Raw genomic sequence first — 15,423 nt, 5'->3', positions numbered from 1 at the left:
AGAACCTTCAGCTTCTAACTATGGTTCTACGGAGAAAAGATAATAATAAAGGGGTTGGCCACCCTCATGAATCTCTACTTCCACATTAGGATAAGTCTCTTCCAGCCACTCACTTAAGGCATCTGTAACCGCAGAATCGGTTTCAGCTCCAATAAGGATCGTAACGATTTCATCGCCATTCTCAAGCATGTTGGACAGCAGTGCCTGACTAGCAGCTAGCAGATCATCTGCCGCAGCGACGATTTTGGAGTTGGAAATTCCGATAAATTGCCCGGATTTAATCTCCAGATCGTCAAAGCTTGTATCACGGACAGCATTCGTTACTTGTCCTGACTTAACCTGTGAGATTGCTTCTAGCATATTCCCAGAATTAGTCTCCACGGAATCCTCTTCTTGGAACGCGAAGGCTGCAGCGATACCTTGAGGAATGCTTTTGCTTGGAATAACCGTAATCTCACGTTCGCCTTCTAAGAGCTCCTTAGCTTGCTGAGCAGCAAGAACAATATTGGAGTTATTCGGCAGAATGTAAACATGCTTCGCAGAGATGGAAGAAATCGCGTTCACGAAATCCTCTGTGCTAGGGTTCATAGTCTGACCTCCAGCCAGGACTACGTCCACACCGAGGCTTTTGAAAATATCTGCAATCCCAGCTCCAGATGATACTGCGATGAAGCCGTAAGGCGCCAAATCATCTGCTGGTGGTTCAGCTGGAGCTGCTTGTACACGGCTCTGCTCATCCGGCATATCCGCGAAAACATCTGGCATAGGTGCAATATCCATACCTGCAGTTAACAAGTCACGGTGTTGCTCACGCATATTGAGAATATGAATCTGCGTAATTTCCCCATAAAGGAGTGCCAGATTCAAAACTTCACCTGGAGCCTTGGAATGCACATGCACTTTAATGGTTTCATCATTCGAAATAACAATAATGGAATCTCCATTTACTGACAACGCTTTCCTAAAGGTTTCCTCATCAAAGTCCGTTCTCACGTTACCGCCTAACTGGCGATTAATGAAGAACTCCATATCATATAGAAATTCTATGTCCTCTGTTGAAAGCTGTGATTGCGCAGAAGACTGTACAGAAGACAGTTCGCTTTCAGGTTTCTTTAACACCGGTACAGGTGCTGGCATGATTGGTGCCTGAGGTTGTCCTTTTACAGGTTCAGACACTCCGGAGCTTCCGCTCGTCAGATGCTGGTGAAACCCTTCATAAATATAGACCAGACCTTGGCCGCCAGAATCTACGACTCCGACTTGCTTCAAGACAGGCAATTGCTCGGGTGTATAGGCTAAGGCTTCTTTTGCTTTGGCCAATACCTCTGTCATGAGCTCTGTAACATCTGTAGTTCGGCGAGCATAGTAGACAGCATGTTTTGCAGCCTCTTTAGCCACTGTAAGAATAGTTCCCTCCACAGGCTTAACAACTGCTTTATAAGCTGCGTCCACTCCGCTTTGCAGTGCAGCAGCGAATTGCTGTGTGTTCAGCTCATCATGTTGGGCTGCAGATCTGCTAAAACCTCTGAACAACTGAGACAAAATAACACCGGAGTTCCCTCGCGCGCCCATTAATAAGCCCTTAGAGAGTACACCTGCACATTGACCAACAGACGTTGTATTATTTTTCTTCAATTCATTCGCACCTGCGGTCATCGTCAAATTCATGTTCGTTCCGGTATCTCCGTCTGGAACCGGAAAAACATTTAGGGAATTGACGTGTTCTGCATGCTGTTGCAGCTTATCCGCTCCAGCCAATACCATAGCGGTAAAATCTGTTCCGTTTATAGAACGCTTACTCAATTGAGAATTCCCCTTCCTAACTTCATGCCTAATCATTCTATGATTAACAGGACATAATGCACTAATTTACATTGTACTATAAGTATTAAAAGAAATAAATGTTTTTGAATCGGTTGACGTAGCAAAATTTGCTGTGATATTATAGATAAGTATTGTTTTATGCAGGTGTTAGGAATAAGGAGGTGTAATCTATGTCCCGCAAATGTGCAGTAACAGGCAAGAAACCGAGCAGCGGTAACAACGTGTCTCACGCAAATAACCGCAACCGTCGTACTTGGGGAGTTAACGTTCAGAAGGTCCGTATCCTCGTGAACGGTAAACCAAAACGCGTGTACGTCAGCACCCGTGCTTTGAAAGCCGGTAAAGTTGAACGCGTTTAGTCTTTTGCAATTTTAAAGACCGAGCGATCACTCATATGAAGCAAAAAGCACCCTTTACATTTGTAAGGTGCTTTTTTTCATGTTTTCTTTTCTGTTCCAAGCTCAACTCTTCTGAAATGTGTTCAAAATTGCTTTAACAAAACCTCCCAAAAACCTTGGCAGCTTAAACGTGTAAAATTTCATGGTTTACCCTCCCATCAATTCATGCCGTACGCAGGAGACTTTCTTCTTGTTCTAACGGTAACGTACTGCAGTCCTCCCTGCCAAAACAAAAAAAGGCTACATGAGATTTCTGCTCATGTAACCATATTTATGCGTCAAGGACTTGGCCTATACCTTTAGAAGCAATAGCCTATTTTTTTTAACGGCGTGCCGCTTCCGCTGCTTCTCGAATCTCAAGGATCGCTGCAGCACGATCACTCCGGCCAAAGACAGCATTTCCTGCAACCAAAACATCCGCTCCTGCACCAACAACCAAAGGCGCTGTAGCTTCTGAAACGCCACCGTCGACTTCAATAAGTAAATCTGGATTGACTTCATTCGCCCATTCTCTAATTTGAGTGATTTTGCGTAAAGTGTTAGGAATGAATGCTTGGCCTCCAAAACCTGGATTGACGGTCATCACGAGAACCATATCCACATCCTCCAGCACCTCACGCACCGCTGAAGCCGGAGTACCCGGATTAATAGCTACTCCTGCCTTAACACCCAGTTCTTTGATCTGATGCACCACACGGTGTAAATGAACGCAAGCCTCAGCGTGTACAGTGATCACACTAGCACCCGCTGCAGCAAAATCAGAAATATACCGTTCTGGAGACTCAATCATCAAGTGAATATCAAGTGGAAGCTTGGTATGTACCGAGACCGCTTTTACGATTGGTGGACCAAGCGTTATATTTGGCACAAAATGACCGTCCATTACATCTACATGGATCCAATCTCCACCACTGACCTCAGCTTCTGCAACTTCTGAACCTAATCTTGCGAAATCGGCCGACAATATAGATGGTGCTATTCTTATCATGACTTAGTACCTCCGCTTTTTATCTTTCATTTCATTAAAAAATAATTTGTAATGTTCATACCGGCTATCAGCGATAGTTCCAGCTTTCCATGCCTCGATGACTCGACAGCCTGGTTCATGCTGATGACTACAACCACGGAATTTACAAACCCCAGCATAGTTAGCAAATTCACGGAAACAAGTAGAAAGCTCTTCAACGCCAAGCTCAAGAAAATCAAGCTGACTAAAACCAGGGGTATCCGCTACAAAGCCACCCCCGCCAATATCCATCAGTTCTACATGTCGAGTAGTATGACGACCACGGCCCAGACGTAAGCTGATCTCACCTGTCTCCAGTTTAAGTCCTGGCACAATTCGATTCAATAAGGTCGACTTCCCTACCCCAGATTGTCCAGCAAATACACTGATGCCACCAGTAAGCCGTTCTCTTAGTTCATCACTGCCAGCTCCCGTAAGTGAGCTCGTAACCATCACTTCATAACCAATATCTTCATAGAGCTCTTTAACATACTTAGTAGCTTCACCATTATCATTAGCTAAATCCTGTTTGGTCAGAACAATTAAGGGTTCCAGTCCTGAATGCTCAATATGAACTAGGAACTTGTCCAATAGATTCAGGTTCATATCAGGTTCCCGCACAGAAAATAATAGAACGGCAAGGCTTACATTCGCTACAGGTGGACGAATTAACTCAGATTCTCTAGGAAGAAGCTCATCCACCATCCCTTCACCATGCTCAGTTAGCATATAGATCACGCGGTCACCTACAAGAGGAGCGATCCCCCTTTTCTTAAGTATGCCTCGGCCTCTGCATTGAACTGAATCTTCCTCTGTTGCAATTAATCCTTCACGAAGCGGTTTTACGTAATAATATCCGCTTAACGCCTTTACTATTATTCCTTCAGGCATACATAGTGAGCCTTCCTCTCCTGATTTTGCGAAAATGACCCAAGTTTGAAAATCCCCGGGTCACTTCGCTGCCACAACTATTCATGTACTTCTACCCTGATTAGTTATCGCTTTTATCTTTAGATTTGTCGTTGTTTTTATCTTTAGATTTGTCGTTGTTTTTATTATTATGCTTGTCATCATTTTTATTACTGTTCTTGTTGTTACCGTTATTGGTCGATTCATTATTCACCGAATTGTTAGTAAGGAATCCCGTCTGATTGACTGAGCCAGTATTAGTAGATCCTTCGTTGTCTGAATTTGGAGGCAGGATCTCAGGTTCAATGGTCGGTTCAGCAGTAGGTGTAGGATCTATCGGTGTCTGAGTCGGCTTCGGAGTCGGAACCGTCGGTGGTTCAGGTTCTTGCACCGTGCCATTCTTCGCATCAATATATGGGATCACATAAGTGTCTAAAAGCACACCATCTCGGGTAACAATAACAGAGCCATCTTTATTCGGAGCAAGCACTAGATTAACGGACAACACTTGGCTCTTTCCAATGGTACGCGTTCCCCAATCTTGTTTTTCACCATTATTGCGCGCATCAACGAACTCAATTCGAATCTTGCTCTTCTTGCCATCCTGTGCAGGAGCTACTGGTACATTAAAGGTATAATTCAGGGCTTCAGGTGGATAACCTGTACTTAAGTATATCGTAATGGCTGTTCCAGGAGGAACCGCGGTTCCTTTTTCAAAAGCCCAAGTTTTCGTTACCTTACCTTCATCAACTGTGAAGCTGGATTCTTCCTTAACATCACCTAAGACCAGCTTGGATTCTTCCAAAAGCGCCTTAGCTTCACTCTCCGTCTTACCGATGAGGTCTGGCATCGTGACACTTTCTTCCCCTTTGCTGACGTAAAGGATGATTGAAACCGTCTCTGGATCAAACTCGCTGTCAAAGGCTGGGTCTGATTTTATAACCTTACCCACCGCCGTATTTTCATCGAAGAGAGGTTCATTCTTAATTTGATTTTGAGGTACACCCTTTGCCATCAGTGCTTTTACCGCTTCGTCGAAAGTGTAATTCGTAACATTTGGCATCTTAGTTAATGGCTTCGCCGTATTCACAGTTAGAATTAGGGAGGCTCCCTTTTTCACTTTGGCGTCCTTTTCCCTACTTTGCTTCATGACCACATTCTCTTCAAAATTCGGACTGTAGTCATACAGTATAGGATCAGCAACCTCAAGCCCCAAATCCTCAAGTTCAGTCTTCGCTTGTTCCAGCTGTTTACCGACCACGTAAGGAACCGATACCTCAGGAACAACTAATTGGGATTTAACGTACCACACGAGACTGGCCATAGCCAGCAGTAACACTAAAGTTAAACCAATCCATAATGCAGGTTTAGTCCATTGTTTTTTACCTTTTTTCACAGGCACCGGATCGTCATCGTCATCTTCATCATTATCCATCCGGTCGTGACGATGATTACGATTTCCATTGCTTCTTTGGATCGGTTTAATCGCCGGTATCACCCGCGTTCGATCCTCGTCTTCCTCATCGTTAAAAAGAACCTTTGCTTCACTACGCCGTTCAGGCAACAAGCAGGTTTCTAAATCCTGCAGCATTTGCTTTGCAGACTGATAGCGCTCCTCCGGATTCTTACGCATCGATCTTAGAATTACATTCTCGACGCTTTGCGGAATAAGTGGATTCAAGAGCCTTGGCTCTTCAAATTCTTCTTGAAGATGCTTTAGAGCTACGCTAATCGGACTCTCCCCTAAGAATGGAAGACTTCCGGTAAGCATTTGATAGAGTACAATCCCTAATGAATACAGATCGGACTTCTCTCCTGTTGAAACACCTTTAGCATGCTCTGGTGAGAAATAATGCACGGAACCCACTACAGAGCCTGTCTGAGTAATGGTTGTAGACGTAACCGCACGAGCAATACCGAAATCCGTTACCTTCACCCGGCCATTGCGCCCAATCAATATATTATGCGGCTTAATATCTCGATGAATAATTTGATTCTGATGAGCATGATCAAGGGCATCACAGATTTGTGAAGCGATCCTTACGGACTCGTCAACCTGTAATGGCGCACGTTCTTTTATAATTTCATTAAGATTCTTGCCCTCAATATATTCCATAACAATATAATGAATTTCGTCTTCTTGTCCTACATCGTAAATACTAACCACATTCGGATGAGACAAAGATGCAGCTGATTGCGCCTCACGCCTAAAACGGCGGATAAATTCCTCGTCATGAACAAATTGATTACGCAATACTTTAATGGCGACGTTTCGGTTTAAAAGAATGTCATGTGCTCTATAGACGAGCGCCATTCCACCTCCGCCGATCCGTTCGATGACTTGGTAACGGCCGCCCAATTCGTGACCGATCATCAATCCCACTCCTTTGTTTCGGGCACAGCGGCCTCTCCATGATGTTCTAACAAAGCGACGCTAATATTATCGCCGCCGCCAGCAAGCAGTGCCAACTGAAGTAAGCGGTCCGCTCTTTCCTCTAACGGTATCTCATGTATACCCGCTACCTTGCCCAAATGCTCATTGTTAACAAAATTACTTAGACCATCACTGCACAGAAGCAAAAGCTCCCCAGGTAGCAGGGTAACAGGCACTAAATCAACCTCGACCTCAGCATCTGTTCCAAGTGCTCTCAGCAGCACATTCCGTCTCGGATGATTATCTAATTCCTCCACACTGATCTGACCGTTCTTGAACAGCTCATTGACTAGCGTGTGATCCTCGGTTAATTGAACTGCTGCACTGTCCTTGATTAAATAGGCTCTGCTGTCACCGATATGACCAATATATCCGTTTGAGCCATTCATCAGGGCAGCAACGACAGTAGTACCCATATTGTGGTACTTTTCGTCGCTGGAAGCCTCCTTAAAGACAGTGCTGTTAGCTTCCAAAATAGCAGCTGATAACGCATCACGCAGGGCCTCGTCCTGAAGCTCAGGCTGCAACCCGTCAAGGGTATTCCTCATCGTCTCCAAAGCAAGCCTACTCGCGGTTTCACCAGCCTGATGTCCACCCATCCCATCGGCAATTATGCCGAGTGTATAACCGTGGCGCGTCGCGCCGATCCAGACCGAATCCTCATTGACAGAGCGCACTCGGCCAATATCGCTGGCATGAACTGTTCTGATCAAATATCCTCACCCCAACTCCATATGTTTGGCACGCAGCTGTCCGCATGCGGCCGCGATATCATGGCCTTGCTCACGACGAATGGTAACATTCACGCCGTTGTCAGCCAAAATACGTTGAAACTCAAAGATATCATTACGTGAAGTACGTACATATTTCCGCTCTGGCACGTGGTTTACTGGAATCAAATTCACGTGACACAACATGTTCTTAAGCACACCTGCTAATTCCTCAGCATGCTCCGGCTGATCATTCACCCCGCCGATCAATGCATACTCAAAGCTGACCCGTCGACCCGTCTTAGCTTGATAATAACGTAAAGATTCAATCACATCATCAAACGGAAAGCGGCGGTTAACTGGCATTAGCTTCGAACGCAGTTTGTCGTTAGGTGCATGAATCGAAATCGCCAAATTTATCTGTGTATCTTCTTCTGCAAATTTATAAATGCTCGGCACAATACCACTAGTGGAAACAGTAATATGCCGTTGTCCGATATTTAGACCTTTCTCATGAATCATAAGACGCAAGAATCTCATTGTTGCATCATAGTTCTCAAACGGCTCGCCAGTACCCATGATAACAATACTGCTGACACGTTCGCCGCGCGCATCCAAGATCTGTTGGGAACGTACAACCTGGGCTACAATTTCACCCGCAGTCAAATCACGTTTCAATCCACCAAGCGTAGAAGCGCAGAAGGTACAGCCGATTCGGCAGCCTACTTGAGTAGTTACACAAACGCTATTGCCATAATTATGTTTCATGATAACTGTCTCGATCGCATGATCATCATGCAATCCAAACAGGAATTTTACAGTTCCATCTTTTGATTCCATTTTAGTAATCTCAGTGAGCGCTGCAATGGAGAATTGCTCGTTCAGCTTCTGACGAAGTCCCTTAGACAAATTGCTCATTGCATCGAAGTCACTTACACGTTTTACATACAACCAATCAAAAATCTGTCCACCACGAAAAGCAGGCTCACCGTTATCTTTCGCCCACTGCTGTAACTCTTCTAAAGAAAAATCATATATTAAAGGTTTCATTATTATTAGCACCTGTTCTTTCATAAGGATATGCGTATTATTTCTCATTCTTCCTATTTTAACACAAATTTCAGAGACGGTAAAAGAAATAGCCCGCCGTACGGTAGCCCGGCGGGCGAATGATACAACAATTGTTAGTAAATTTGCTATATTACAAGACTCTTTGAAGCTTAGCGATATAGAACCCGTCACTGCCATAATGATGTGGCAATAACTGAATTCCCTCACCTTCAGCCAGCGCAGTACCTTCCAATCTATCCCACAATGGAGAATCGAACGTAATAGAAGTGAAATCAGGATTTTGCTTCAAAAAAGCAGCTACTACTTCACTATTTTCCGTTTGTTCAGTCGTACAGGTACTATAAACCAGAACACCGCCCGGTTTCAACAGCTTAGAAACCGACTGCAGCAGTTGCCCCTGTAGTGATGCTACACTCGCAACATCCTCAGGCTGCTTACGCCATTTGAGATCTGGCTTACGGCGGATTACGCCAAGCCCAGAGCAAGGCGCGTCCAATAGAATTCTGTCGAAGGAATGATGCTCTAGCGTATGCTCCAGCTCTAGCGCATCTGCACTGCCTGTTACTACACTATCAAGACCTAACCGCGCAGCTTGATCCGAGATAAGTTTAGCTTTATGAGGATGTAGATCATTAGCTAAAATAGATCCTTCATCTTTCATCAGCTCGCCCATATGCGCTGTTTTGCCCCCGGGCGCGGCACAGCAGTCAAGCACTCTCATTCCAGGCTCAGGTGCAACAGCTTCAGCTACAAGCATGGAGCTTTCATCCTGAACAGATAAATATCCTTCCCGATACCAGGAAGAAAGAGCCAGGTTACCGCCGCCTTTTACAACAATACCAAAGGGACTAACTTCAGAAGCAGAAGCTTGCAGACCTTGTTCTATCATCTGACTCAGCAGCGCTTCTCGGCTAATCATCGTTGTATTCACGCGTACACTGACAGCAGGTGGCTCATTGTTGGCAGCGCATATAGCTTCCGCAGTGTCAACACCATACTCAGTAATCCAGCGCTTCACTAACCATAAAGGATGAGAATACTGAATCGATATCCGCTTCGCAGGACTTAATCCATCAGGTATAACCGGTAGATCTCCAGCGCGCAGCACACTACGAAGCACGCCATTAACCATACCCGAGATTCCTTGATGGCCCTTTTTCTTAGCTATATTAACAGCCTCGTTTACAGCTGCATGAGACGGTATGCGATCCAAGTACATAATTTGATATAGGCTTAGACGCATTAAATTACGCACCCAGGGCTGCAATTTAGCGATCCCTTTGCTAACAAATTCCTCGAGCACATAATCAAGGGTATTCATCCGAGAGATGGTACCATATACAAGCTCTGTAACTAGTCCAGCATCTTCTCTACTGAGTGCAGACTTCTGCAGACTGCTGTTCAGCAGTAAGTTGCTGTAAGCGCCTTGCTGTTCGACCTTAACCAGTATGTCGAGTGCGATATCCCGGGCAGAGGCTATAGCAACTTTGCCTTTATTTCCTGTACCGCCTTTTTTACTACTCATTGCTTTATGATCTTTACCGTTTCTGTTACCAGAATTATGATTTACTGTTGTTCGGTCTGCACCGTTACCACCCGCGCTCAACCTAGCACCGTCCCTGGTTTCATGACACCGCCACGGCTAAAGTCCGCAGCGCTCATCGCTTTCTTACCAGCAGGTTGAACTGTAGTTAGCAGCAGACTTCCGTCACCCGTCTTAACCTCAACACCTTGTTCAGTAACCGAAAGTACCGTTCCTGGCGTGCTGTCAGTGGATTTTTGCTCAACGGGAATTTTAGAAGCCCATACTTTAAAGGTCTCGCCATTCCAGAGCGTAAACGCGCCCGAAAAAGGTACTAATCCACGAATTCGATTATAGTTATCACGTGAGCCAGCGTTCCAATCCAAACGCTCATCCTCACGATTTAGGTTAGGGGCAAAGGTTGCTTGACTATCGTCTTGCGGAGTCGCTTGAACAAGCCCGTTTACTAATCGCGGCATTTCAGACTTCAAGAGATCTCGTCCAGCAAGGCTAAGCTTCTCGAACATCGTGCCTGAAGTATCTTCATCCTCAATCGCCACTTCGACGCGCGAGATCATATCTCCAGTGTCTAGCCCTTCAGCCATATACATCAGGGTAACGCCGGTAACCTTCTCACCGTTAATGATACTGCGTTGAATCGGTGCGCCACCCCGGTATTTCGGAAGCAGTGAACCATGAACATTCACACAACCATTACGCGGCAAATCCAATACCGTTTTAGGCAAAATCTGACCATATGCAGCGGTAACAATCAGATCAGGCTCATAAGCAGCTAGCTCTGCGACAGCCTCAGGTTTACGCATCCGTTCAGGCTGGAGCACAGGTAAACCGAGAGATAATGCGGCTTCTTTAACTGGTGAAGGAGCCAAGATCTTTTTTCGTCCTTGCGGTCGATCTGGTTGGGTGACGACTGCTACCACTTCATAGCCTTCATCCATCAGCATTTGCAAGCTTGGCACCGCAAAAGCTGGGGTTCCCATGAATACAATCTTCATATCCTCACTCCTCAGTCTCGCTCAGTTCAGCTGTCATCTCGTATACTTTTTCGGCGATATCCGTAAACAGTACTCCATTCAAATGGTCGATCTCATGTTGAAAAGCCCGCGCAAGTAAACCGCTGCCGGTAATCGTAATTTCTTTTCCCTCACGGTTAAGACCACGTACGGTTACTGTCTCTGCACGACGCACATCACCATTCAGTCCAGGAATGCTTAGACATCCTTCAGGTCCGAGTTGCTCGCCTTCTGTGCCGATGATTTCCGGATTAATCATTTTGATCAGCCCGTGCTCTTCATCCGCATCCACTACAATTAGGCGTTTCAAAATACCAACTTGCGGAGCTGCCAGGCCTACGCCTTCAGCGTCATACATTGTATCAGCCATATCATCAAGCAATTTTTTCACATTAGGTGTAACTACAGTTACTTCTTTAGCTATTTTGTGCAACACTTCATCCGGTTCCTTAACGATCATACGTATCGCCATTACAAACACCTTCCCGTTCTGTACATCTCTATATTTAGAGTTTATTGATCTAGCTCTTTTTTTACATTGTAACATGATAACAATTTACATCAACATTTGCGGATCAACATCAATGCTGATTTGGAGTCCTGTATCCCTTACAGAATCCTCTAACTCCTCAGCCACTTGCCGAACAAGCCCAATCACATCGATGGCGCCGCGCCATTTTATCATACATTGGAATCTATATCTACCCTTCAAGCGAGGGATCGGTGAAGCTACAGGACCTAACAGATCGAGTACATCAGTTGTTAACTTATCCAAACTCCCATACCATCTTAGATTTCTGGCTTTCCCCTGCAGATTCATAGCGTAATTCTCTGCCATCCGGAGTAATAGCGGCAACTGCTCATGGGATAATGTAACGAGTATCAGTCTACAATAAGGTGGATAATGCAGCCCTCTGCGATGCTTCAGCTCTTCCCTTACAAAAGAGAGATAGTCATGCCCGCTGGCATGAATAATAGAATAATGCTCCGGTGTATAGGACTGAACAACGACCTCACCCGGAAGCTGATGCCGACCTGCTCGTCCAGCAACTTGCGTAAGCAATTGGAAGGTCTTCTCCGCTGCACGAAAATCGGGCAAGTTCAACGCTGAATCTGCTGTAATTACACCAACAAGCGTTACGTCAGGAAAATCCAAACCTTTCGCTACCATCTGAGTGCCTAGCAAAACATCCGCTTTTTTGTCTCTGAATTGATTCAGCAGCTTCTCATGTGAACCCTTTTCGGTCGTTGTATCCACATCCATACGAATCACCCGTATACCAGGGAACAACTTACCAAGCTCTTCTTCCACCCGCTGCGTTCCCGTTCCGAAGAATCGGATATGCTCACTTCCACACTCTGGACAAAGCTTAGGTGCTGGTTCGGCATGGCCACAATAATGACAACGCAAATTGTCACTACGACTATGGTACGTTAATGAAATATCACACTCCGGGCAGCCTGCTACATATCCACAACTCCGGCACATGACAAACGTCGAGAAACCTCTACGGTTAAGTAATAACACCGTCTGTTCTCCACGTTCCAGTCTTTCAGCCAATGCAGCATGAAGCTTTCGACTGAACATCGAGCGGTTTCCTTCTTTAAGCTCTTCCCGCATATCCACTACATTTACCTTGGGTAGCTCGTTGCCAAGTGCGCGAGTAGGCATCTCTAGAAGTACTGGTGAAAAATGAATATCGCTCTGCGCTCTGGAAGCATGATAGCTTTCTAACGAAGGCGTGGCGGAGCCTAAAATCACGGCTGCTCCACATTGTTCCGCTCTGCGAATCGCAGCATCACGGGCATGATATTTCGGATTTTCCTCCTGCTTATATGAGGTCTCATGCTCTTCATCCATAATAATCAAACCTAGGTTAGAGAACGGAGCAAACACCGCTGATCGGGCACCAACGGCTACCGTAGCCTTACCTTCACGGATTTTGCGCCACTCATCGTAACGCTCACCAACAGATAATCGGCTATGCATTACCGCGACACCACTTCCAAAACGCCCTTTAAAACGCTCCACCATCTGTGGTGTTAATGCGATTTCTGGGACGAGCACTACAGCCTGTCTACCCTGATCCAAACAACGTTTGATACATTGCAAATAGATTTCTGTCTTCCCGCTTCCCGTAACGCCATGTAACAGAAATACTTCATGAAGCTGCTCTTCTAGCGTTCGTGAAATACGAGTGTATACAATCTCTTGCTCTGCTGTAAGCGGTAGAGGCGTAGTGGGCTTAAAATCACGTCCTTGATAAGGGTCGCGATAGACTTCAATTTCGCTGATTTCGATAAAGCCTTTTTCCTCTAGCCCCTTCACGGTACTTGCCGTAACTTGAAGTGCCGACAAGACTTCCTTAAGCGCCATTGGGAGTGTAGCTTCCCTTTCAATCAGAAAGCTTAATACTTCCTTCTGTCGCGCAGACTTTTTGGGGAATTTGTTCAACGCCTCACGAGCAGCCGTAATCCCAATCGCAAGATCTACCGCTTTCAGCTTCTTCTTGCCCATTTTATCTTTGATCGATTGGCTCTCTACAAGCACTCCACGCCGCAGCATAAACTTCACCGTCTCAGCGGCTTCAGGAAATGCACGGGTAAGCTGCTTCATGGAAACTTCGCCATTACGTCCAATAAATTCAGTAATTAGTCGTTCCTCATCCCCTGAATCGGCAAACATAGGGAATAATTCATCATCAGGAAATGCTGTTTCTTCTTCTACTTCTCCTAGCGAAATCAGTCGTTCTGCCTTCCCTTTTAGAGCGGTAGGTAGCATCGCCTGCAGGGCTGAAATTCGTCTACATGCATATCTCTTACTCATCCAGTCCGCTAGCTCAACTAATTCAGGAGATAAAGGTGGAAGCAAATCTAGCACTTCTTGAATTGGCTTAAGACCAGGATTCACTACTGTTTCTCCTGACTCCAATGAAACGACAAAGCCTTGCACCGTACGATGCCCAAACGGAACCGCTACTCGGCTGCCCACTTCAATCCATAACTTCAAGGATTCTGGAATACTATAATCAAATGGCCGGTCAGTGCTGCGTACAGGCACATCCACAATGACCTTGGCAATATCCATTATAATGAAGCTCCAGTAATCCGCTCTGCCACGAGTGTCAGCAAACGACGAGCGACCTCATCCTTAGACAATTGTGGTAATTCGAGCACCAATCCATCTACATCATATATCGATACAATATTCGTATCCGATCCGAATCCGGCTCCTGCAGCCGCTACATTGTTTGCAACAATGAGATCGCAGTTTTTGCGGACCAGCTTGTCCTTTGCATAAAATTCTGTATTTCCCGTCTCCGCAGCAAAGCCGATCAAGAACTGCTTTTCCTTGTTCTTACCTAGCGTTTCCAGGATATCCGTTGTTTTTATAAGCTCAAGAGTCAGCGTATCTCCACTTTTTTTAATTTTAGAAGGCTCACTGTGCTTAGGTCGGTAATCCGATACAGCAGCCGCCTTGATCATGATATCGCAGCTGTCCCAATGTGCGGTAACTGCTTCGTACATTTCCTGTGCAGATTGAACACGAATGACATTTATATCGGGGTCCTGCGGAGGCGGCTCATCTGTTCGCGCAGCAATCAAGGTAACCTCAGCACCCATAGCACGTGCAGCACGTGCCAATGCAAAACCCATTTTACCGGAGGAATCATTGGAGATATAGCGTACCGGATCAATCCGTTCTACTGTACCACCAGCTGTGATGACGATCTTTTTGCCCTTGAGTGGGCTAGACTTCACACTTTCTTGCAACGCAAAAAAATCCTCAACATAACTTACTATGGTCTCCGGTTCCTCTAAACGTCCTTTACCCACGTAACCACATGCCAGCAGACCTTCTCCAGGCTCAATAAATTGAATACCTCGTTTAGCGAGGGTATCCAAATTGCTGAGTACAGCGGGATGCTGATACATATGAACATTCATAGCCGGCGCCACCATTATAGGTGCAGTAGTAGCGAGTAACGTTGTGGATAACATATCATCTGCAATTCCGTGCGCCATTTTAGCAATAATATTAGCCGTTGCTGGTGCTACTATCACAAGGTCCGCCGAATCAGCCAAATCAATATGTGAGATGGAGGATGGGTCCCGTTCCTGGAATGTATCGCTATATACTCGTTGCTTCGACAGTGACTGTAGAGTTAATTCTGTAATGAACTGCTTTGCCGAAGCTGTCATTATGACATGAACCTCGGCTCCTTTTTGGACAAGCTTACTGGTCAGGCTCGCTGCTTTGTAAGCGGCAATTCCTCCTGTAATCCCAAGTAAAATAGTCTTCCCCTTCAAGCTCTTCAACATGATCTCCCCCCTGTTCCCTACTCTTACAACGAATGATCTATTTCTTAAACCTCTTATATTTTGAGAAAAAAATAACAACCTTCCGGTTGTCAGAAACTGCCCGGTCTTGGGCTATCAGCATTCATTAAAGACCCATAATTGCTCCATAACCCAAGAAGAAACGGCATCGCCTAATTACAAATAGGCGGTATC

Annotated in this window: 13 protein-coding genes; 1 reads left to right on the top strand and 12 read right to left on the bottom strand. The window is 45.5% G+C overall.

Annotated elements, in window-relative coordinates:
* Positions 1-18: 18 nt before the first annotated feature.
* Positions 19-1,803, bottom strand: a complete 1,785-nt coding sequence (locus QNH28_RS12050; RefSeq protein ID WP_283911560.1) for a DAK2 domain-containing protein — start codon at positions 1,801-1,803, stop codon at positions 19-21.
* A 191-nt stretch (positions 1,804-1,994) separates the two neighbouring features.
* Between QNH28_RS12050 and rpmB the strand changes: the two genes are divergently transcribed.
* Complete coding sequence (gene rpmB, locus QNH28_RS12045) at positions 1,995-2,183, top strand: 50S ribosomal protein L28 (protein WP_042187400.1); 189 nt, start codon at positions 1,995-1,997, stop codon at positions 2,181-2,183.
* A 102-nt stretch (positions 2,184-2,285) separates the two neighbouring features.
* On the opposite strand, the gene spoVM is transcribed toward rpmB, so the two are convergent.
* From spoVM to coaBC, 11 genes are all read right to left on the bottom strand, one after another.
* Entirely contained in the window at positions 2,286-2,366 is an 81-nt protein-coding gene (gene spoVM / locus QNH28_RS12040; protein ID WP_020431362.1) for a stage V sporulation protein SpoVM, read from the bottom strand.
* 178 nt (positions 2,367-2,544) lie between these two features.
* Positions 2,545-3,210 (bottom strand): ribulose-phosphate 3-epimerase, encoded by a 666-nt coding sequence (gene rpe / locus QNH28_RS12035; protein WP_283911559.1) that lies wholly within the window; start codon positions 3,208-3,210, stop codon positions 2,545-2,547.
* 3 nt (positions 3,211-3,213) lie between these two features.
* Positions 3,214-4,119, bottom strand: coding sequence for a ribosome small subunit-dependent GTPase A (rsgA, locus tag QNH28_RS12030; protein WP_283911558.1), 906 nt, complete (start codon positions 4,117-4,119; stop codon positions 3,214-3,216).
* A 100-nt stretch (positions 4,120-4,219) separates the two neighbouring features.
* On the bottom strand, positions 4,220-6,511 hold the full coding sequence (gene pknB, locus QNH28_RS12025) for a Stk1 family PASTA domain-containing Ser/Thr kinase (RefSeq protein WP_283911557.1): 2,292 nt from the start codon (positions 6,509-6,511) through the stop codon (positions 4,220-4,222).
* On the bottom strand, positions 6,511-7,284 hold the full coding sequence (locus QNH28_RS12020) for a Stp1/IreP family PP2C-type Ser/Thr phosphatase (protein ID WP_283911556.1): 774 nt from the start codon (positions 7,282-7,284) through the stop codon (positions 6,511-6,513). The genes pknB and QNH28_RS12020 overlap by 1 nt, the downstream gene beginning before the upstream one ends.
* Positions 7,285-7,290: 6 nt before the next feature.
* Positions 7,291-8,331 carry a dual-specificity RNA methyltransferase RlmN gene (rlmN, locus tag QNH28_RS12015; protein ID WP_283911555.1) on the bottom strand — a complete coding sequence of 347 codons (1,041 nt, stop codon included), beginning with the start codon at positions 8,329-8,331 and terminating at the stop codon, positions 7,291-7,293.
* 151 nt (positions 8,332-8,482) lie between these two features.
* On the bottom strand, positions 8,483-9,877 hold the full coding sequence (gene rsmB / locus QNH28_RS12010; protein ID WP_283912128.1) for a 16S rRNA (cytosine(967)-C(5))-methyltransferase RsmB: 1,395 nt from the start codon (positions 9,875-9,877) through the stop codon (positions 8,483-8,485).
* Positions 9,878-9,954: 77 nt separating this feature from the next.
* Positions 9,955-10,890 (bottom strand): methionyl-tRNA formyltransferase, encoded by a 936-nt coding sequence (gene fmt / locus QNH28_RS12005; RefSeq protein ID WP_283911554.1) that lies wholly within the window; start codon positions 10,888-10,890, stop codon positions 9,955-9,957.
* Positions 10,891-10,894: 4 nt separating this feature from the next.
* Positions 10,895-11,380 (bottom strand): peptide deformylase, encoded by a 486-nt coding sequence (gene def, locus QNH28_RS12000; RefSeq protein ID WP_094868543.1) that lies wholly within the window; start codon positions 11,378-11,380, stop codon positions 10,895-10,897.
* An 84-nt stretch (positions 11,381-11,464) separates the two neighbouring features.
* Positions 11,465-13,996, bottom strand: a complete 2,532-nt coding sequence (priA, locus tag QNH28_RS11995; RefSeq protein ID WP_283911553.1) for a primosomal protein N' — start codon at positions 13,994-13,996, stop codon at positions 11,465-11,467.
* Positions 13,996-15,231, bottom strand: a complete 1,236-nt coding sequence (gene coaBC / locus QNH28_RS11990; RefSeq protein WP_283911552.1) for a bifunctional phosphopantothenoylcysteine decarboxylase/phosphopantothenate--cysteine ligase CoaBC — start codon at positions 15,229-15,231, stop codon at positions 13,996-13,998. Before coaBC ends, priA begins: the two co-directional genes overlap by 1 nt.
* Between the last annotated feature and the right edge of the window lie 192 nt (positions 15,232-15,423).

The organism is Paenibacillus sp. G2S3, from assembly GCF_030123105.1.
Classification (GTDB): domain Bacteria; phylum Bacillota; class Bacilli; order Paenibacillales; family Paenibacillaceae; genus Paenibacillus_AQ.
This window is presented reverse-complemented; position numbering and strand designations above follow the sequence as displayed.